Source organism: Streptomyces sp. A2-16, assembly GCF_018128905.1.
In the GTDB taxonomy this organism is placed as follows: domain Bacteria; phylum Actinomycetota; class Actinomycetes; order Streptomycetales; family Streptomycetaceae; genus Streptomyces.
Window position 1 is genome coordinate 3,844,641 of record NZ_CP063808.1, and the last position, 19,745, is coordinate 3,864,385.

General features: G+C 72.6%; 14 protein-coding genes and 1 pseudogene. 4 read left to right on the top strand and 11 right to left on the bottom strand.

Features of this window, described 5'->3' with window-relative positions:
* Positions 1–51: 51 nt before the first annotated feature.
* The 3 genes from IOD14_RS17305 to IOD14_RS17315 form a co-directional block, all read right to left on the bottom strand.
* A complete protein-coding gene (locus IOD14_RS17305; protein ID WP_174269370.1) occupies positions 52–222 on the bottom strand; it encodes a hypothetical protein in 171 nt (56 codons plus the stop codon).
* A 22-nt stretch (positions 223–244) separates the two neighbouring features.
* Complete coding sequence (locus tag IOD14_RS17310) at positions 245–1,255, bottom strand: Ppx/GppA family phosphatase (protein ID WP_123993571.1); 1,011 nt, start codon at positions 1,253–1,255, stop codon at positions 245–247.
* Positions 1,256–1,433: 178 nt separating this feature from the next.
* The gene (locus IOD14_RS17315; protein WP_212670705.1) at positions 1,434–2,936 is read right to left on the bottom strand and encodes an MFS transporter; all 1,503 of its coding nucleotides are present in this window, start codon (positions 2,934–2,936) and stop codon (positions 1,434–1,436) included.
* Between the two features lie 176 nt (positions 2,937–3,112).
* Between IOD14_RS17315 and IOD14_RS17320 the strand changes: the two genes are divergently transcribed.
* Entirely contained in the window at positions 3,113–3,496 is a 384-nt protein-coding gene (locus IOD14_RS17320) for a metalloregulator ArsR/SmtB family transcription factor (protein ID WP_212670706.1), read from the top strand.
* Positions 3,497–3,502: 6 nt separating this feature from the next.
* Positions 3,503–4,012 carry an SRPBCC family protein gene (locus tag IOD14_RS17325; RefSeq protein ID WP_123993568.1) on the top strand — a complete coding sequence of 170 codons (510 nt, stop codon included), beginning with the start codon at positions 3,503–3,505 and terminating at the stop codon, positions 4,010–4,012.
* Positions 4,013–4,030: 18 nt separating this feature from the next.
* On the opposite strand, the gene IOD14_RS17330 is transcribed toward IOD14_RS17325, so the two are convergent.
* The 5 genes from IOD14_RS17330 to IOD14_RS17350 all read right to left on the bottom strand — a co-directional run bounded on the left by IOD14_RS17330 (position 4,031) and on the right by IOD14_RS17350 (position 11,119).
* Positions 4,031–6,844, bottom strand: a complete 2,814-nt coding sequence (locus IOD14_RS17330) for an NHLP bacteriocin export ABC transporter permease/ATPase subunit (protein WP_123993567.1) — start codon at positions 6,842–6,844, stop codon at positions 4,031–4,033.
* A gap of 1 nt (position 6,845) precedes the next feature.
* Positions 6,846–9,068: an NHLP family bacteriocin export ABC transporter peptidase/permease/ATPase subunit gene (locus tag IOD14_RS17335; RefSeq protein WP_123993566.1), complete on the bottom strand. Its 2,223-nt coding sequence runs from the start codon at positions 9,066–9,068 to the stop codon at positions 6,846–6,848.
* Entirely contained in the window at positions 9,065–9,871 is an 807-nt protein-coding gene (locus IOD14_RS17340) for an HlyD family efflux transporter periplasmic adaptor subunit (RefSeq protein WP_123993565.1), read from the bottom strand. Before IOD14_RS17340 ends, IOD14_RS17335 begins: the two co-directional genes overlap by 4 nt.
* Before the next feature lie 168 nt (positions 9,872–10,039).
* Positions 10,040–10,255, bottom strand: a complete 216-nt coding sequence (locus tag IOD14_RS17345; protein WP_020134776.1) for a hypothetical protein — start codon at positions 10,253–10,255, stop codon at positions 10,040–10,042.
* Positions 10,256–10,705: 450 nt separating this feature from the next.
* Entirely contained in the window at positions 10,706–11,119 is a 414-nt protein-coding gene (locus IOD14_RS17350; RefSeq protein ID WP_123993564.1) for a PaaI family thioesterase, read from the bottom strand.
* Positions 11,120–11,309: 190 nt separating this feature from the next.
* Between IOD14_RS17350 and IOD14_RS17355 the strand changes: the two genes are divergently transcribed.
* Positions 11,310–12,722, top strand: coding sequence for a S1 family peptidase (locus IOD14_RS17355; protein WP_174269369.1), 1,413 nt, complete (start codon positions 11,310–11,312; stop codon positions 12,720–12,722).
* Between the two features lie 209 nt (positions 12,723–12,931).
* Here IOD14_RS17355 and IOD14_RS17360 read toward each other — a convergent pair whose 3' ends face one another.
* Entirely contained in the window at positions 12,932–15,055 is a 2,124-nt protein-coding gene (locus IOD14_RS17360) for a SpoIIE family protein phosphatase (RefSeq protein WP_249126272.1), read from the bottom strand.
* 604 nt (positions 15,056–15,659) lie between these two features.
* Here IOD14_RS17360 and IOD14_RS44880 point away from each other — a divergent pair.
* Positions 15,660–15,944, top strand: a pseudogene (locus IOD14_RS44880) (LuxR C-terminal-related transcriptional regulator); the annotation flags it as partial.
* Here the strand turns inward: IOD14_RS44880 and IOD14_RS44885 are convergent.
* Both IOD14_RS44885 and IOD14_RS17375 read right to left on the bottom strand, forming a co-directional pair.
* Complete coding sequence (locus IOD14_RS44885; RefSeq protein WP_349252428.1) at positions 15,867–17,978, bottom strand: ATP-binding cassette domain-containing protein; 2,112 nt, start codon at positions 17,976–17,978, stop codon at positions 15,867–15,869. The pseudogene IOD14_RS44880 and the gene IOD14_RS44885 sit on opposite strands and share 78 nt — an antisense overlap.
* Entirely contained in the window at positions 17,975–19,687 is a 1,713-nt protein-coding gene (locus IOD14_RS17375) for an ABC transporter ATP-binding protein (RefSeq protein ID WP_212670708.1), read from the bottom strand. The genes IOD14_RS44885 and IOD14_RS17375 overlap by 4 nt, the downstream gene beginning before the upstream one ends.
* Between the last annotated feature and the right edge of the window lie 58 nt (positions 19,688–19,745).

The following is a 19,745-nucleotide window of genomic DNA, read 5'->3' on the forward strand; positions in this document are numbered from 1 at the left end:
GGTGGCGGGTCACCCCCGCCCGATCGGGTCCGCCCGGGGGCCGGTGCGGGATCACTCGCCCGCGGACTCCTCCTGGGCTCGCTCGTTCGGGGTGGTCGGGTCCCCGGCCTCGCCCCGGTGCGCCCGCTGCTCGTCGGAGTCCCGCACGCGCTTCTCGGCGTCCTCGAACTCGTGCAGGACCTCGTCCAGGGCGGTGTGCGGTTTCTGCTCCTTCTCCGGCACGGCTGTCTCCTCTCGAACCTCGTCAGGTGGTGGCGGCCGCGATGCGCAGGGGTACCGGCTCGGGGGGAGCGATGGTCTCCTCGTTGCGGCGGGCGATCTCGGCCCACCAGGAGGCACCGTCCTCGATGTGCCGCAGCAGGATGCCCTCGCGGATGGCCCAGGGGCAGATGGTGACGGTCCTGACCCCGGTGAGTTTCAGCGCCGTGTGCCCGACCACCGCACCGGCCAGGCTCTGTGCGGCGCGCGGAGCGGAGATGCCGGGCAGCTCGGCCCGGCGCGCGGGCGGGAGGGCGGCCAGGGACTCGATGGCCTTCCGCAGATCGGCGCGGTGCATGCGGCGCTCCTCGAACGGGCCGCGCCGCCCGGGCGGGGCCCCGCACAGCCTTCCCAACTGCTCGAAGGTGCGTGAGGTGGCCACCGCGGTGCGCGGTCCCTCCCAGCGGATCCGGGAGGCCGCGTCCCGCAGTTGGTGGCGCACCTTGCGGCGCAGCGCCCGCACGGCCTCCAGGGGCGGCTGGTCCTGTCCCTCGAAGAACTCGTGGGTCAACCGGCCCGCGCCCAGCGGCAGCGAGGCCACGTAGTCCGGCAACCGGCCGCGTCCGAAGGCCACTTCGAGCGATCCGCCGCCGATGTCGAAGAGCGCGAGCGGTCCCGCGCGCCAGCCCATCCAGCGCCGCGCCCCGAGGAACGTGAGCTCCGCCTCCACCTCGCCCGGCAGGGTGTACAGGCCGACGCCGGTCCGGGTGCGGACGGTGCGCAGCACCTCCTGGCGGTTCGGCGCGGAGCGCACCACTGCGGTCGCGAAGGCCAGCGGCCCGGCCGCGCCCCACCGGGCGGCGGTCCGGCTCGCCCCCTCCACCGCCTCCACCAGCCGTTCCACGGCCTCCTCGGGGATCGGACCGCCGTGCGACACATGATCGGCGAGTCTCAGCCGCCACTTCGCCGTGTGCACCGGCAGTGGCACCCCGCCCTCGGCGTCCGCCACCACGAGCCGGACGGTGTTCGATCCCACATCCATCACGCTTATCCGCATGGCCCTGTGGGTACCCAGGCTGAACCGCTTGCAACGCCGGCCGTACCCACCGAGGGTCGCTCTCGGCCACGGTTCGGGCACCGCGCGTGTGCGACAGACCTGTCGCAGGGCAGCGAGAAGGGCCACCGTCTCCCTGCTGACGGCGGCCCTTCGGCAACGGCGGCTCCCGCTGCGTCGGCTATATGTGGACGACGGGTGCGGCGTCCGCGTCCAGCTCCGGCACCCCGCGCCGGAAGAGCAGGAAGGTGATCAGCGCGCCGGCGGCGAACAGGCCCGCCGACCACCAGAAGGCGGCGGTGTAGCTCTCGATCGTCGCCTGGGCCTGGACCAGCTTGTTCGACGGGTCCTTGCCGGCCAGGTAGTCGGTGGCGGCGCTCGCGGCCAGCGTGCTCAGCAGCGCCGTACCGATCGAACCGCCCACCTGCTGCATGGCGTTGACGGTGGCGGAGGCGACTCCGGCGTCCTCGGCCGCGACCCCGCCGGTGGCCAGCTGCATGGCCGGCGGCATGACCAGTCCGAGACCGAAGCCGGTCACGATCAGCTGCGGCAGCACCGCGGACGGGTAGCTGGAGCCGACGCCGATCCCGGTCAGCCAGGCCATGCCGACCGCGGCGACCGCGAAGCCCAGCGGGATGACCGCCTTCGGCCCGATCCGGGGCACCAGCATCGTGGTGCCGATCTGTGCCGCGACCATCAGCGCGGCGACCATCGGCAGGAACGCCACGCCGGTCTTGGTCGGGCTGAAGCCCAGGTTCAGCTGGAGGTAGTAGGTGAGGAAGAGGAAGACGCCGAACATGCCGCCGCCGGAGATGAGCACGGCCAGGAAGGAGGCGGCGCGGTTGCGGTCCAGCAGGATGCGCAGCGGCAGCAGCGGGTGCGCGGCCCGGGTCTGCCACCAGGCGAAGGCGACCAGCAGCACTCCGCCGGCGATCAGGAAGCCCCAGGTCTCGGGGGCGTTCCAGTCGTGCGTCTCGGCGTTGGAGAAGCCGTACACCAGGGAGAAGAGGCCGGCGGCGACCAGTACCGTGCCGGGCACGTCGAGCTTGGAGTTGGCGGCGTCACGGTGGTTGTGCAGGAGCAGCCAGCCGCCCGCGAAGGCGACGACGGCGATGACGACGTTGACGTAGAGCGTCCAGCGCCAGTCGAGCGCGTCGGTCAGGACGCCGCCCAGCAGCAGGCCCACGGCACCGCCGGCACCGGCGATGGCGCCGTACACACTGAACGCCCTGGCCCGTTCGCGGGCGTCGGTGAACGTCGTGTTGAGCAGGGACAGCGCGGCCGGTGCGAGGAGCGCGCCGAAGGCGCCCTGCAGGGCACGGGCGGTGACCAGCATCTCGAAGTTGGTGGCGGCACCGCCGAGCGCGGAGACCGCCGCGAAGCCGACGACTCCGACGAGGAAGGCCGTCTTGCGGCCGAAGAGGTCGGCTATGCGGCCGCCGAGCAGCAGCAGGGAGGCGAACGCGAGGGCGTAGGCCGTGACGATCCACTGCCGGTTGCCGTCGGAGAATCCGAGGTCGGCCTGGGCCGAGGGCAGGGCGATGTTCACGATGGTGGCGTCGAGGACCACCATGAGCTGGGCGAGGGCGATGACGGCGAGGATCCACCACCGCTTGGTCGAGGCGCCGGCCGGCGCCTCGACGGCGCCCTCCTGGCCGCTCTCGGTCAGAGTCTTCTGGGACATGGAACAACTCCAGGGAAAGTCGGCTGTGCTCGTCCGGTCCATAAACGAAACCGTTTCGTACACGTAGAGGCTAGACGACTCCGAGCGAAACGGCAACGTTTCGCTGAGGAGGTGATCGAGATGACTCCCGGCTGTATTCCTTGACAGGCATATAACCAGAGAGGCATATTGAAGTCATGTCCGATGCCTCGCTCTGGACCGCCCTCGCCGACCCCCATCGGCGGGCCATCGTCGCGCTGCTCCTGGAGCGGCCCCGGCCCGTCGGGGAGATCGTGGAGGCGTGCGGCCTGAGTCAGCCGAGCACCTCCAAGCATCTGAAGGTGCTCAGGGAAGCCGGGCTGGTGCGGGTACGGCAGGACGCGCAGCGCCGCGTCTACGCCCTCGACCCGGCCCCGATCGCCGAGCTCGACGCCTGGCTGGCCCCCTACCGCAAGCTCTGGAACGCGAGCCTGGACGCGCTCGGCGCCCGCCTGGACGCGACGGCGCCGACAACCTCCGAGGAAAAACCCGAAGAACGCGAAGCACCCGAAGAACCACAGGAACCCGCCCCGAAGGACTGATCCGCCATGGCCGCAGATCTCACCGGCACCTATCTGACCCTGGACGACGGCCGCCCCGCCGTCCGCTTCAGCCGCACCTACGACCACCCCGTCGACCGCGTCTGGCAGTTCGTGACCGACGCCGACGAGCTCGCCCACTGGTTCCCGTCCCGCGCCGAGATCGAGCTGCGCCCCGGCGGCACCGTCACCTTCAGCGGCGACCCCCACATGGAGGACTCCACGGGCCGGGTCATCGCCGTCGACGAGCCCCGGCACGTCTCCTTCGAGTGGGGCGGCGACGAACTGCGCTTCGACCTGGAACCACTGGACGAGAAGCGGACGCGCTTCACGCTCACCAACGTGCTGAGCGCCGCCGACACCGCGGCCCGAAACGGCGCCGGCTGGGACGTGTGCCTCGCCCGCCTCGACGCGCGGGCCCGCGACGAGCACCCCGGAGGGCCCGACTGGGAGGAGCTCTACCAGGCGTACGTCGACGCCGGGATCCCCTCCGGCGCGGCGGTCCCCGGCACGCACTGACCGGGGACGGACCGGCCCTCACGCCATCTGCCGCCGCACCAGCTCGTGCAGCCGGCCGCCCGTGTCCGCGAGCAGCTGTGCGGGCGGCCCCTGCTGGGCGACCTTGCCGTTCTCCATCACGATCACTCGGTCGGCGTCCAGCACCGTGGACAGCCGGTGGGCGATGACGATCCGGGTGGCGTTGAGGGCCTTGGTGGACTCGATGACCGTGCGCTGGGTGTCGTTGTCCAGGGCGCTGGTCGCCTCGTCGAAGAAGAGGATCCGCGGCCGCCGGATCAACGCCTGCGCGATCATGAGGCGTTGACGCTGGCCGCCGGAGATCGCCCCGCTGCCCGAGACGATGGTGTGCAGACCCATCGGCATCCGCTGGATGTCCTCCGCGAGCCCCGCCATCGCGGCCGCCGCCATCGCCTCCTCGGGCGTGTAGGGCTCGGTGCCGCAGATGACGTCCAGGATGGACCCGGTGAACGGCTGGGCGTGCTGGAGGACGACACCGCACTGCCGGCGCACCGCCGACTGGTCGAGGGCGGCCAGGTCCTGGCCGTCGTACAGGACACTCCCGGAGACCGGACGGTCGAAGCCGATCAGCAGCCTGAGCAGGGTCGATTTGCCGCAGCCGCTCGGGCCGACGATCGCCACGAACTCGCCCGGCCGGATCTCGAAGGACACGTCGTCAAGGATCAGGGGGCCGTCGTCGGAGTAGCGGAAGGAGAGCCTGCGGGCCTCCATCGCCCCGGTGAGCGGGCCCGGCCGGGTGCTCGCGGTGCGGACCTCCGGCTGCGCCTCCAGGACCGGCTTGATCTCCTCGAACAGCGGGAGTGCGGCCACCGCCGAGACGAAGGCGCCGGTGAGCGAGGTGACCGCGGTCAGGAGCATCGTCACCGAGGTGTTGAAGGTGAGGAACTCCGCCGCGGACATCGAGCCGCGTGCCGGACCCGCGAGCAGCATGAACATCAGCAGGGTGCACAGCGGGAGATAGACCGAACCCATCACCGAGGTGAGGTTCTTGATGCGGCCGACCTTCTGCTGGAGCTCGCGGCTGCGGGCGAACTCCGAGGCCCAGGCCGCGTACGCGTAGTTCTCCGCGGCCGCCACCCTCAGCTTGGGCAGACCGCGCAGGGTCTGGAAGGCCTGGTTGTTCAGCTTGTTGCCGAGCACCACCAGCCGCCGCTGCCAGCGCACCTGCCACAGCCCGAGACCGAGGAAGCCGGCGGCGATGACGACGAGCATGGCGATCGCCGCCATGGCCATCGGGACGCTGTACCAGAACAGCAGGGCCAGGTTCATCGCGCCGACGGTCACCGACTGGGCGACGGTGGGGCCGATGCCCGCCATCATCCGCCGGATCGAGCTGATCCCCATGGCCTGGCTCGCCAGTTCACCGGTCGAGCGCTCGGTGAAGAACTTCGTGGGAAGTCTCAGCAGCCGGTCCCAGACGGCCGGTTGGAGGGTCGCCTCGATACGGCCCTCCAGACGCAGCATGGTGAGGTTCTGGAGCAGCATGAAGGCCGCCGTCACCACACCGCTGACCATCACCGCCAGACACACCTGCACGATCAGGTCGGTCTGCGCCTTCGGCACGAACTCGCCGAGCACCTTGCCCGTCGCGATGGGGACCAGCGCACCGATCGCCACCGTCACCAGGCCGCTGAGCAGCAGGTTCGTCACATCGCCGCCGGTGCCGCGCATGCTGAAGCGCACCAGCCCGAGCGGGCTGAGTCTCCGGTCGGGCAGCGGGCGGTAGAACATCACCGCGCGCGGCTCGAACTCCTCGGCGTTGTCCTTCTCGATCGGAGTCTCACGCCCGGTCGCCGGATGCACCGCCACATAGCCGCCGCGCCGCCACAGCAGCGCGACCGGCGCCCCCGACAGGGCCCGGTGGCCCACCAGCGGTCCGACGTCGTCCCGCCACCAACTGCCCTCCAGGCGCACCGACCTGATACGGACACGGGAGGCGAGGGCGATCCGCTCGACCGGGTCGAGACGATCGCTCTCGGTGCCGCTGTGCGCGTTGTCCGCGAGCCGGATGCCGGCCGCGTCGGCGACCAGCTTGCACGCCGCGAAGCCGGCGTCGGCGTCCGCGGCCGTCGTGCGCTGCTTCGACCTGCCGATGGACGCGAGCAGGGTCCGGTCGGCCTGGGCACGCACCGCCTCACCGGCCTTGATACCGGCGGCCGTCCGGGTCTCGTGCGTGCGCTCCAGCTGCTCGATCCAGCGGTCCAGAGCGGTCAGCAGCCGGTACTGCTGGTCCACCATGGACTGCCAGACCCCGGGGTCCATCAGCAGGTCGGCGGCCGCCTCGGCGCCGTAGAGCGAGCCGTACTGCACACTGCCCGGCGGGACCTGCATCCAGAAGACGTCGTCGTCGGTCGGGGCGGCGGCCCGCTCGTCGGCCATCGGCGCCTGGAAGAGGATGGACAGGCTTCGGCCCACACCGAGAGCGAGGGCGTACTCCAGGGGGCTCGTCGTCGGCGGCACGTACTGGGGGTTGCCGTACTCGTCGTACGACCAGGTCTGGGTGTTCGCGGGCTCGTACAGCTCACGCAGGCCGATGCGGTGCACCACGCAGTCCCTGAGCGGCCGGGCGACCAGGGTGTGCTGCGGGCCCGCCACCGGCCCGAGCAGCAGTGCGCCCGGCTCCAGACGGCCCAGGTGGTGCCAGTGGCCCTGCTGTTCGGCGTCGACCGCGAACAGGTCCACCGCGCCCGACACGACGAGCCACAGCACCTGCGGCCCTTCGAGGTCGATGCGGCTGAAACCGGCGCAGTCGACCCGCGTGCCCAGCTGCCCGAGGGCATTGAGGACGACATCACCTTCGTGTGCGGTAGTCATCTCACCGTTCCTTGACCAGCGCCGCGTACGCGCCGCCGCGCGCCACCAGCTCCTCGTGCCGCCCGCGTTCCACGATCGTGCCGTGCTGCAGTACGACGATCTCGTCGCTGTCGCGCACGGTGCTGAGCCGGTGCGCGATCACCACACAGGCGCAGCCGCGCTTGCGCAGGTTGTCCATGACGACCAGCTCGGTCTCCGCGTCCAGAGCGCTGGTCACCTCGTCGAGGACCAGGATGCTGGGTCGGCGCACCAACGCCCGCGCGATCTCCAGGCGTTGGCGCTGACCGCCGGAGAAGTTGCGGCCGTCCTGCTCGACCCTGCTGTGGATGCCGCCGGGGCGGCGCATCACCACGTCGTACAGGGCCGCGTCCCTGAGGGCGTCCACCACGGCGTCGTCCGGGATCGACGGGTCCCACAGCGCCACGTTGTCGCGGACCGAACCCTCGAAGAGGAAGACGTCCTGGTCGACGAAGGACACCGAGGCGGCGAGGGCGCCGCGCGGGATGTCGTCCAGGCGCTGTCCGTCGATGCGGATCACGCCCTCCCAGGGGGCGTACAGGCCGGAGATCAGCCGGGACACGGTCGACTTGCCGCTGCCGGAGCCGCCCACCAGCGCCACCTGCCGGCCCGGTCCGACGGTCAGGTCGAAGCCGGTGAGCAGTGGCTTGTCGAGCGGGTTGTAGCCGAAGGTGATGTTCTGCAGCTCGACGTGGCCCTGGAGGCGGCGCGTCGAGTCGCCGGCGCCGGGGCGGTCGTAGAGCGGGTCGGCCTTGAAGTTCTCCACGTCCTTCAGGCGGGCCACGTCGGCCGCGAAGTCCTGGATGCGTCCGGCCACGCCGTTGAGGCGGGTGATCGGCGCGGTGAAGCGGGTGACCAGGGCCTGGAAGGCGACCAGCAGGCCGACGGAGATACCGCCCTCGACGGCCCGCATGCCGCCGATCCACAGGATGAGCGCGCTGTTGAAGGTGGCCAGCATCGGCGCGACCACACCCAGCCAGGCGCTCGGCACCCCGAGCTTCTGCTGTTCCTCAAGAGTGGTGGCGTGCTGCCCGGCCCACTTGCGGAAGTAGCCGTCCTCGCCGCCGGTCGCCTTCATCGTCTCGATCAACTGCAGGCCGGTGTAGGCCGTGTTGGTGAGCCGGGCGCTGTCGGCGCGCAGCTTGGCGGTGCGGGTGGCCCGCAGCCGGATCACGACCCGCATCGCCACCACGTTCAGCAGGGCCACGCCGATGCCGACGTAGGTGAGCTGCGGGTCGTAGGTGTACAGGAGGATCGCGTACAGGACGACGACCACCGCGTCGACGCCCGCCGCCGCGAGGTCGCGGGCCAGAGTCTCGGCCACCTGGTCGTTGGACTGCAGGCGCTGCACCAGATCGGCCGGGCTGCGCTGGGAGAAGAACGTCACCGGCAGCCGCAGCAGGTGGCGCAGGAAGCGGGCGCTGGACAGGGTCGAGGAGATGATCCGGCCGTGCAGCAGGTTCGCCTGCTGGAGCCAGGTCAGGGCGAGGGTGAGCGCGACACAGGCCCCCATCGACGCGAACAGCACGCCCAGCAGCGAGGTCTGACCGCCGATCAGGAACATGTCGATGTAGGTGCGGGAGAGCGCGGGGGTGGCCGCACCGACCAGCACCAGCAGCAGGCTCGCCAGGACGGCGGTCGGCATGGTGCCCGCCGTGCCGCGCAACCGGGCCGGCATCGCGCCCAGGACGCCCGGCTTGCGGCCGCCTCGGGTGAAGCCCTCACCGGGCTCCATCACCAGCACGACACCGGTGAAGCTGCCGTCGAAGTCCTCCATCGGGACGAACCGGCGGCCCTTGCCCGGGTCGTTGATGTAGACCCCGCGGCGGCCGAAGCGGCGTCCCATGCCGTCGTAGACGACGTAGTGGTTGAACTCCCAGAACAGCACCGCCGGTGTCCTCACCTCGGCGAGGGCGGCCGTGTCCATCTGCATGCCCTTGGCCGTCAGACCGTAACTGCGGGCCGCCTTGAGGAGGTTGCTGGCGCGCGAGCCGTCCCGGGAGACACCGCAGGCGATGCGCAGCTCCTCCAGCGGGACGTGCTTGCCGTAGTGGCCGAGGACCATGGCGAGGGAGGCGGCGCCGCACTCCACGGCCTCCATCTGGAGGACGGTGGGCGTACGGACCGTCTTCGCCCTCCCCTTGGGGACGGGGCGTTTGGGCGGGGCGGAGCGGCGCCTGCCGCGGGTGTCCTGTGCGGTGCTCACGGCAGCAGCCAATCGACGGGGCGCTGATCGGCCAGCCGGATCGAACCCGAGGCCACGGTCATGGAGGTGAGCGCGAACGGCGGTCCCCCCGAGGACGACCACTTGTATCCGCTCTTCGTGCCCTTCGACCTGTCCAGCCTCACCAGGACGGCGACCGGGCGGCCGTCCTTGGTGAACTGCTGGCCGAGCTGGCTGTCCCCGAGGAACGCGGCGATCTGCTGGGCCGACTGCGCCGAGCGGTCCACCGACTTCACATGGCCGCGCAGCACGCCGTACTCCTGGGTGGGCACCGAGGACACGGTCAGGTCCACGGCCGCGTCGTCCGGTATGGAGGCCGCGTTCTCGGCGGGCACGTACACCGTCGCGTACAGGGGATCGGAGGCGTGGGCGACCTTCTCCACGGCGGCGACGTTCGCGCCGGTCGAGATGATCTGCCCGATGGTGGCCGCCAGCGCGGTGACCCGGCCGGCGGCGACCGTGCGGACGACGGTGTCGCCCTCGGACGTACGGACCTTCAGCACGGGGGAGTCGGCGGGCAGCAGGCTGCCCTCCTTGGCGATCACCTGCGTGACCTGACCCGCGACCGGGCTCTGCAGGATGTAACTGCCCTGGCCGTGCGTGAGGATGGCGGGCGCGCTCACCGTGGAGGCCACCGAACCGGTCACCGCCCACACGGAGGCGGCGGCCATCACGACCACCGTCACGGACATCACCAGCCAGCCCTGGGGACGGGCGAAGCGCACCGGGAGGTCGAGTTCCTCCGGTGACTGGAGTTTGGCGAGGGCCTGTTGGCGGAACTGCACGGGACTTCCCTCACCTGCGAAGGCTGCGAAAGCTACGAATACTGCGAATGAGAAAGGACCGACTCGCACGAGTCGGCCGGAATTACGGCACCCAAGAGTCCCGGAACCGCCGGTTTGCGGCTCCGGGACGGGTCGACCACAAAAGAGTGATCAGATCACGAAGTGTGATCAGAGGCCGGCGACCAGGCCGGTGACCGGGGCGGTGTTCAGGCCGGTCACACCCTCGACGGTGCCGACGGCCGTGTTGACCAGGCCGGAAACCGGGGCGACGCCGTCCACCAGGCTGGTGACGGTGCCAAGGGCGTTCAGCTGCAGGCCGCCGGAGACGTTGTCGAGGTCGGCGTCCGAGATCTCGACGGTCTCAACCTGGGGGGTGGAGTTCATGATGGAACTTCCCTTCGTATGGGTATTTCACAAGGGGGGAGCGGCCCCCTCTGGGGACAGATGACGGCCGCAGTCGCAGGGCGCCGGATTCCGTTTCCGGAAACCCCGAAGGCCCTGCGGTGCGATGGATCAAAGCACGCTGCGGCTCCGCCCTTCCAATCAACCATCCGTCTCACCAGGGAACTTGAGTCACAGAAAGCTTCATCCGTGCAGGATTGCGCACGCCTTGGTGCCGACTTCTTCACATGTGATGCCGGGGTCGGGTGAAGGGGCCCTTGCCGTAGGCGCGGCGAATGCGACACACCTCGCCAATGACATGCGTGCCGGTCCGCGCTTGTGCAGAACTTCCGTTCCCGGTGACCTGGTTGCGCATTCGATGTGCAGATTCGCTGGAGGGAGGATTCGGGGCGGTATTCGCGACGGACCGTTGTCGGCCGTTCGCTGAGCGTGTCAGCCCAGCAGTGCGTAGACCGTGCTCGCGCGGGCCGCGAGTTCGCCCGTCGACGAATCGGTCATCGTGATGTCGGTGAACGCCATGCGGCGGCCCAGCTTGGTGACGACCGCCTTGATCAGGACATCCGAACCGGTCACCGCCCGCTGGAAGTCGGTGGACTGCTGGACCGTCGTCATCGGTCCGTAGACGCCCCGGGCCGCCGAGACGGCGATCACCGTGGCGGTGTCCGCCGCCGCCATCAGGGCCTGGCCCGACAGCGCGCCGCCCTCCCGGGCCAGCCGCTGCGACCAGGGCAGACGCAGAACCGCATGGTCGTCGCCGAGCGATTCGACGCTCAGCGCGAGGTCGCGCACCCAAGGGGCGAAGTTGTCGGCGAGGAGCTTGTCGGCTTCGGCGGGCGTCATCGTCATATGGGGGATTCTTCCCGCCCGCGTCCCGCCCGGCACGGCCCGTGGCCGAATCGGCATGGCAATCGGGGCGTAAAGAAACGGCATTGAACGCCCCGCGCACACCGTGCGTACCCATGGCCATCCAGGCGCCCAGAACAACCGACTGCCGGACGGCGGTCAAGACTCCGGTCCCCCCAGGAGGTCGAGAAGTTTGAGTCACAAGCGAATTCCGAAGCGCAAGGCCGCGTTCGCGGCAGGCACCGTGGTGGCGCTCGGAGCGGCCGCGATTCTGCTGCCCAACGCCAACGCGTCCCAGGACGGCTCGTCGAACGACGCGGCGGCCATCGCGCCGAAGACTCTGAAGGCGACGGACGCCTCGGACCTCGCCTCGCAGCTCGAGAAGCTGCTGGGCGACGCCTTCGCCGGGTCCTACTACGACTCCGACAGCCAGCAGCTCGTCGTGAACGTCATATCCGGTGACAACAACAACGTCGTCGTGCAGGCGAAGAAGGCCGGAGCCAAGGTCCGCGAGGTCGAGAACAGCCTCACCGAGCTGGCGGCCGGCGCGAAGACGCTCAAGGAGGAGGCGACGATCCCGGGCACCGCCTGGGCCGTCGACCCGCGCACCAACAAGATCCTCGTGACCGCGGACAGCACGGTCACCGGCACCAAGTGGAACACCCTCGAGTCGACCGTGAAGAGCCTCGGCTCCGACATGGCGACCGTGAAGAAGTCGGCCGGCACCTTCAAGACCTTCGCGTCCGGCGGTGACGCCATCTTCGCCGGCGGCGCCCGCTGTTCGCTCGGCTTCAACGTCACCGCGGGCGACGGCAGCCCCGCCTTCCTGACGGCCGGTCACTGCGGGGTCGCGGCCGAACAGTGGTCGGACTCCGAGGACGGCCAGCCGATCGCCACCGTCGACCAGGCCACCTTCCCCGGCGACGGCGACTTCGCCCTGGTCAAGTACGACGACCCGGCGACCCAGGCGCCCAGCGAGGTCAACGTCGGCGGCGGCCAGACCGTCGCGATCAACCAGGCCGCGGACGCCGAGGTCGGCGCCCAGGTCTTCCGCATGGGCTCCACCACGGGCCTCGCCGACGGCCAGGTCCTCGGACTCGACGCCACCGTGAACTACCCCGAAGGCACCGTCACCGGGCTCATCCAGACCAACGTCTGCGCCGAGCCCGGCGACAGCGGCGGCTCGCTGTTCACGCAGGACGGCTCGGCGATCGGTCTGACCTCGGGCGGCAGTGGCGACTGCACCGTCGGCGGCGAGACCTTCTTCCAGCCGGTGACCACCGCCCTCCAGGCGGTCGGTGCCACGCTCGGCGCGGGTGACGCGGCCGGTGGCGCGGGCGACCAGGCCGGTGGCGAGGAGGCCGGTGCCGGTGACGAGGCGGGCGCCGGTGGCGACGCCGGGGCCGGTGCGGGCGACCAGGCCGGTGCGGGTGAGGAGGCCGGTGCCGGGGGCGACGCGAGCGCGAGCCCCGGTGAGGAGGCCGGTGCCGGTCAGGAGGTCGGCGGCGAGCAGGCCGGCGGTGACGTGATCGGCGGCGAGGAGGCCGGAAACGGCCAGGAGGCCGGCAACGGCGTGGGCGACGCCGCGGGCCAGTCGCACAACTGACCCACCGTCGGTCCGGCACCACACCTTGAACCGGCCGCGTCGGCAGCGGCCCCCCCCACACCCTCCGCTGCCGACGCAGGCCCCATGACCACTTCCCGGCCACCGCGCTGCAGCGGCCGGGAGGTGCTACGGTCCGGCCCTCCGGCGGGAGGGCCGGACCGACGTGTTCCCCGGCCCGTCACGCCATGCGGGGGTGACGGGCCGGCGGATCAGCCGTCGGCCCGCAGCAGAAGCAGCGCCACGTCGTCGATCCGCTCCCGCGCTGCGGCGCTGCGGCGCACGAGTTCGTCGGCCAGTTCGTCGAGGGGGCGGTCACCGGCCTCGGCGAGCTGCCGTCCCAGCTCGGCGAGCGCGTCCTCGATGTCGACGCCCGGGGACTCGATCAGGCCGTCGGTGTAGAGGGCGAGGACGCAACCGGGCGTGAGATCCACCTCCGTCGTCGGGTAGCAGGCCGTACCGTCGATGCCCAGCAGCGGGCCTCCGGCCAGGTCCAGCACCCGCACCCGGCCGTCCGGCCGCCGCAGCAGCGGCGGCGGATGCCCCGCGCGGGCCATGACGGCCCGGCCTCGCGCCGGATCGAGCCGCAGATACAGGCAGCTGGCGAACAGGTCGGCGCCGAGGTCGATCAGCAGCCGGTTCGTCGAGCGCATGACCTCCTCCGGCCGCTGGCCGACGGTCGTGTACGCCCGTACCGCCGTCCGGAGCTGCCCCATCAGCCCGGCGGCGGTCACGTTGTGTCCCTGCACGTCCCCGATCACGGCGGCCGCCAGCCCCTCCACCGGCACCAGGTCGTAGAAGTCGCCGCCGATGTCCATGCCCTGAGTGGCCGGCAGATAGCGGGCCGCCGCGTCGATGCCGGGCAGCGAGGGCAGGGTGTGCGGCAGCAGCGCCGCTTGCAGACCGTGCGCCAGCTGGTGCTTGGCGTCGTACAGGACGGCCCGCTCCAGGGCCTGCGCGATCAGCCCGCCCAGACTCGTCAGCACCGCCCGCTCGTCGGCGGGGAAGGGATGCCGCTCCGCGTAGGCCAGCACACAGGTGCCCACCGGGCGCCCGGAGGCGATGAGCGGCAGATAGGCCCAGGCCGCGAAGCCGTCGGGGGTGGCATGCCGGTGCGGGTACAGACGCTCCAACTGCTCGCGGGACTCGAAGAACGCGGGCACCCCGGTGGTCAGGGCCTGGGTGCCCGGCGTCGGTTCGGTCAGCGGCAGCCCGTCGAACCGCTCCACGACCCGCGCGTCCGCATACCCGCGATGCCCGAGCACGTGCAGCCGTCCCGCCCGTGAGCCGAGCACGACCAGCGCCTGGCTCCCCGCGGCCGGGGCGATCTCGTCCGCCACCAGCTGCACCACGTCCTGTACGCCCACCGCCTCGGTCAGGGCCCCGGCCAGACTCAGCACCTGCGAGATGGTGACCAGTCGCGACGGGGAGTCCCCGGGCCGCGGGCCGCCCCGGTTCATCTCCGCCACACTCCGGGCCCGGCCGATCCGGACGCTCAGCCCGGTCGTGCTCGGGTACAGCCGGAACGACAGCCAGTCCCCGGGCGGCCGCAGCGCCACGAACGACGTGCTGCGCTGGCTGAGCAGTGCGGCCCGGTAGCGGTCCTCGTAGACCGGGTCGTTGAGCCAGGGCACCGCCGCCCACAGCTGCGAGCCCAGCAACTGGGAGACCGGGACGCCGATCAGCTCGGCCGCCGCGGCGTTGGCGAAGGAGATCCGCCCGTGCAGATCCAGCGAGCACAGTCCGTACGGCAGCCTCGCCACCATCCGCGCCGCCTCCACCGTGCCCAGCGTCCCCGCGGGGCTTCCGAACTGGGGCGCGGCCAGCAGATCCGGTTCGGCGTGCGGCGCGAGAGTGTCTCCCACCGCACGCTCCAGCCGCACCGCGAGCCGCCCGCAGGCCGCGGTCAGATGATCCCGCTCCCGGTCGGACAGGTCCGGCGGGTGCGAGCCGGGCCAGGTCACGAAGACCGAGCCGTACACCTTGGCCGCGGTCGCCACCGGTACCGCGGCCAGCGCGAAGGGGTACGGCAGCACCACGGCGATCCGCGGAAAGCGGCGTGCCATCTCGTGCTCGCCGCCCACCCACACCAGCCGCCGCTCCCGCGCCGCCTCCGCCACCGGGATCGGCGCGCTCAGCCCCACCCGCTCCCAGGGCGCCGCGAAGGCCCGCGGCAGGCCCGCCATCACCGCCATCTCCAGCACCGGCTCGTCGGCGGCCATGAGGTACACCGCGCCGGAGTGGGCGTGCACCTCATCCATCATCGACGCCAGCGCGAGGGAGAGCAGCGGCCGTCCCACCCGGGTCCGGGCGCTCGCCGGCGGCGGGGCCGACATATGCCCGTCGGACACGCCGACCACCTCCTCGCACGGGCGCGTCCCGGAAAAAAGGGGGCGAGGCGCCTGGCGTGCCGGGCCCCCAGGGATCAATCTCCTCCCTCACGGCGGGTCCCGCACGGCGAGCGTTGCCCGGTGCGGGCACACGAGTGCCCGGGCGACGGCGAGGACGGCCGCGTACCCCCTCGGCCCCGGACCATGCCCCCACAGTGGAAGCGCGGGACGGCACGCGGGCGCCCTGTGTGCGCCCCCGCGCACCCTGATGGCCAATTCTTCGCGCCCGAGGGCGGTCCGGGACCCGAACAATGGGGCACGCGTTCATGGCCACGTAACAGAGCGGGCGAGTCGAGGGGGACGAGCAGTGATCCGGGTGCTTCTGGTGCACGACGCGTGTCTGGTGAGATCGGCCCTGGCGGAGTGGCTCCGCCGGGAACCCGACCTCGGGGTGTTCGACACCCCGTGGCACACCGCGCCCGGCCGTCTGCGATCCGTGCGTCCCGACGTCTGCGCCGCCGACCTCGAATGCTCGGACGCGTACGGCCTCCCGCCGCTGGGGGAGTTATCCCCGCGCGAGCCGGACCGGAGTCCGCCGCGCCTCCTCGTGATGGCCAGCGCCCACCGGCCCGGGCTGCTGAAGCGGGCCGTCGAGGCGGGGGCGCTCGGCTATGTGGACAAGGAGGGGGCGGCGCCGGAGCGGCTCGCGCGCGGGATTCGCCGTGTCGCCGAGGGGAAACGTTTCGTCGATGACTCGCTGGGCTTCGGCTTCCTCCAGGCGGCGGAGATGCCGCTGACCGGACGGGAGCTGAGCGTGTTATCCCTCGCGGCCGAGGGGGCCTCCATCGCGGAGATCGCGGGGAGCCTGTGCCTGTCCCACGGGACCGTGCGCAACTACATGGCCGCGATCACCCGCAAGACCGGAGCCCGCAACCGCATCGACGCGATCCGGATCTCGCAGGGGCAGGGCTGGCTCTGACCGCCGGGGGGCACCGGCCGCCCAGCCGCCCACGAGTTCGCGGTAGGCCGGCGAGTCGCGCACCAGCTCGTCGTGGGTGCCGTACGCCGTGCGCGGGCCGTCCATCAGCAGCACCCGGCCGGCGCGCCGGGCCGAGCTGATCCGGTGGGCGACCACGACCAGCGTGGTGCCGGGCCGGTCCGCGAAGGCCCGCTCGGCACGCTCCTCGGCCCGCGGGTCGAGATGACAGGTGGCCTCGTCGAGCAGGACGAGCGGGGCGTACGAGAGGTAGGCCCGGGTCAGTGCCACGAGCTGCCGTTCACCGGCTGACAGGGCGGCCGGGTCGACGGTCGCCCGCGGTCCGCCGAGCGCTTCGAGGAGCGGGGTGAGCCCGACCGCTTCGGCCGCCGCGAGCAGCTCGGGCTCGGGCACCGGATCCACCCGCAGGTGCCCGAGGTTCTCGGCGAGGGTTCCCGTGTGGACGTACGCCTCCTGCGGAATGAGTACGCGCAGCGCCGCCGCGGCGGGGGAGGGCACGGGGTGTCCGCACAGCCGGATCCTTCCGCCGGTGGGCTGGAGGAGCCCCGCGATCAGGGCGGTGAGCGTCGACTTCCCGATCCCGCTGGGGCCTACGACGGCCAGGTGGGCGCCGGCCGGGACGGCGAGGTCGAGGCGGTCGACGACGGGGGTGGCGGCGGGGCCGTAGGCGAAGGAGACGGCGGTGAGGCAGAGGGCGGGGGCGTCGGACTCGTGGTTCACGGCCCGTGCCGGGGCGTGTGCGGTGAGGCGGTGACGCGGATCCTCCTGGCCGTCGGCGGGCCGCGCCTCAGCGGGCCGCGCCTGGGCGGGCCTCCTGCCGGTTTCGTCGCCGGGGATGTCCGTGGTCACGGCGATGCCGGGGGCCATGGGAAGCCCCCCGGCGTCGTGCGGCGCCGTCCGTCGGGTCGGCTTCTCGGCGCCCCGCCGGTCCGTGGGCTCGCGGGTCAGGCGCCGTAGGACCACCACCAGGCGGGAGCCGCTCGTGCCCAGGCCGTGGACCAGGTTGCGCAGGGCCGGGAGCAGGGACTGGGTGACGTAGGCGAGGGCGCCGACCAGGGCGCCCGTGGTGACGCCGCGGGACAGGAGCCAGGGGGCGCAGGCGAGGAGGAGGACGATCGGGAACTGGCCGCCGAGGGCGAGGGAGGCCACACGCAGGACGGACCAGCGGGCGAGGGAGTACGCGGCCCGCTGCTCGGTGTCGACCAGCCGACCCGTGTCGGCGGCGACCCGGTCCTCCGCGCCGGCCGCCGTGATGTCCCGCAGCCCCGGGCAGACACTGCCGAGACCGCCGGCCAGCGCCTCGTCGGCGGCCAGGAACTCCTCCTGACGGCGGGCCAGCGGCCGCAGAGTGGCCGCGAACAGACCCAGGCCGGCGGCGAGCGGCGGCCCCACGACCAGCAGGAGCAGCGGATCGAGCGAGGCCAGTCCGACGACGGCACCGGCCGCCGTGAACAGGAACGAACGCGACACCATCACCAGTCCGGCGAACGTGTCCCGCGCGATCTCCACCTGCTGGGTCAGTCCGGACAGCGCTCCCGGGTCCGCCTCCCGCACCCCGCGCCGCACCACCCGCCGCACGAGGACGTCCCGGAGCGGCTCGACCAGCGCGGCCACGGCGGCGTACACCCGCACCGTCCCGTACGCGCCGACGAGCACCCCGATCGCGGCCACCCCGAGCCACGCGAGGCCGACGCCCGGCCGTCCGGTCAGGAACCCCTCGTCCAGGGCGCGGGCGGGAGCGTACCCGGTGAGGAAGGTCTGCCCCGTCTCCAGCACGGACCACCCGCCGAGCCGGACGAGGACCCGCCACCTGGCCCGCAGGAACCGCAGACCGCGTCCGTAGGTCCCGCCGTTGGCCGGCGCGAGCGCGGATCCTCCGAAGAACCTCGGCCCACCTCGTCGCTCTCGCCGCCGTGCCGGGCCGCACTTCATGACGGCTCCCCGTCGGGGGTGTCCGTCCCGCCCCCGAACACGGCCCGGTACTCCGCCAGCCGCCACAGCTCTTCGTGCGGCCCCACCGCCCGTATCCGCCCCCCGTCCAGCCAGGCCACCGCCTCCGCGCGGGCCGCCGTGGCGGTGCGGTGGGCGACGAGGAGACGGGTGCCGCCCGCACCGCCGTTCACCAGGGCCTCGGCGATACGTGCCTCGGTGACGGTGTCGAGGCTGGACAGGGCGTCGTCGAGGATCAGCAGGCGGCCGCCGTGGGCGAACGCCCGCGCGAGGCCGAGCCGTTGGGACTCCCCGCCGGAGCGCGGGGCGTCGGCGACGAGGGTGTCGTAGCCGTCCGGCAGCCGGCGCACGAAGTCGTCCGCGTAGGCCGTGCGGGCCGCCTCCCGGACGCGGGCGGGGGAGGGGGACGCGAGGGCGAGACCGATCTCCTCCTCGACGGTGCCGCCGAGGAGCGCGGGGCGTTCGAAGGCGTAGCCGACCGAGCGGCGCAGTTCGTCGTGGGTGAGCTCGCGCAGCGGCACGCCGTCGAGCAGCACCTCGCCGGCGTCCGGGTCGGCGAGCCGCCCGGCGACCGCGGCGAGCAGTGACTTGCCCGCCCCCGACCGGCCCACCACGGCGAGCGTCGTCCCGCCCGGGACGACGAGATCGACGCCGTCGAGGACGGCACGCGCCCCGCGCATTGCGGTGACGCCGCGCAGTTCCAGCCGCCCGGGACCGGGCGGCAGCCCGCGTACGCCGTGCTCGGTCGCGGGTTCCGCGAGGACCTCGTCCAGGCGTCCGGTGGCCGCCCGTGCTCGGGCCAGGCCGGACAGCTGTCCCACCAGGACGCCGACCCCGGTCGCGAGGACGGCGTAACGGGAGGCGGCGAGGACCTCGCCCACCGTGACCCGGTGCCGGGCGAGCAGGACCCCGGCCACGGCGACGACGCCGAGCTGGAGCAGCGGGGCCACGGCGACGGACTGGCCCGAGGCCCGCCCCTGCACCCGCCACATGCGGTGTCCGGCCTCGGACAGTTCGGGCAGGGGGCGCAGGATGCGGGCCGTCTCCCGGTCCTCCGTTCCCGCCGCCCGGATGGTGCGGTGTCCGCCGACGGCCTCCGAGAGGGCCTGCGCGATCCGCCCCTGCACCTCCTGGTAGCGCGTCACGCACTGACGGGTGTCCCGGGCGAAGGCGCGCAGCAGCAGGGCCAGCACCGGCGCTCCGGCCAGGAAGACGGCCGCGAGCCAGGGGGAGATGAGGCCGAGGGCCACCACGGCGCCGACCGGAGCGGCGAGCGCGGCGAGCAGTGCGGCGCGGGCGGTCGGCGCGGTCCCGGCCTGGGCGGCACTGCCGACGAGGCGGGCGACGAGGTCTCCGGGCCCGAAGCGGGCGGTGGCGCGCGGTCCGACGGCCAGGAGGTGCCCGGTGAGGACGCGGCGCAGCCAGGCGGTGGTGCGGGCGTCGACGGTGCCGCCGAGGACGGTCTCCGCCGCGTCGAGCAGGGCGATCAGCAGGATCAGGGCCGCGCAGTACAGGACCCAGCGGGTCGCCGGCGCCTGCGCGAGCAGCAGGTCAAGGGTGCGGCCGAGGGCCGCTGGCAGCAGCAGTCCGGCGCCGGTCGCCGCCGTGCCGGCCAGGCACAGCGCCAGGCAGCGGACGGGGGCCGGACCCAGCAGGCCGTGCGCGGCCGGCGGCGAGGTGCGAGTCGTCATACGGCGGCCTTCCGGAGGTGTGCAGAACCCCGGGCGGCCCCTCCCTCGCGGGAGTGGA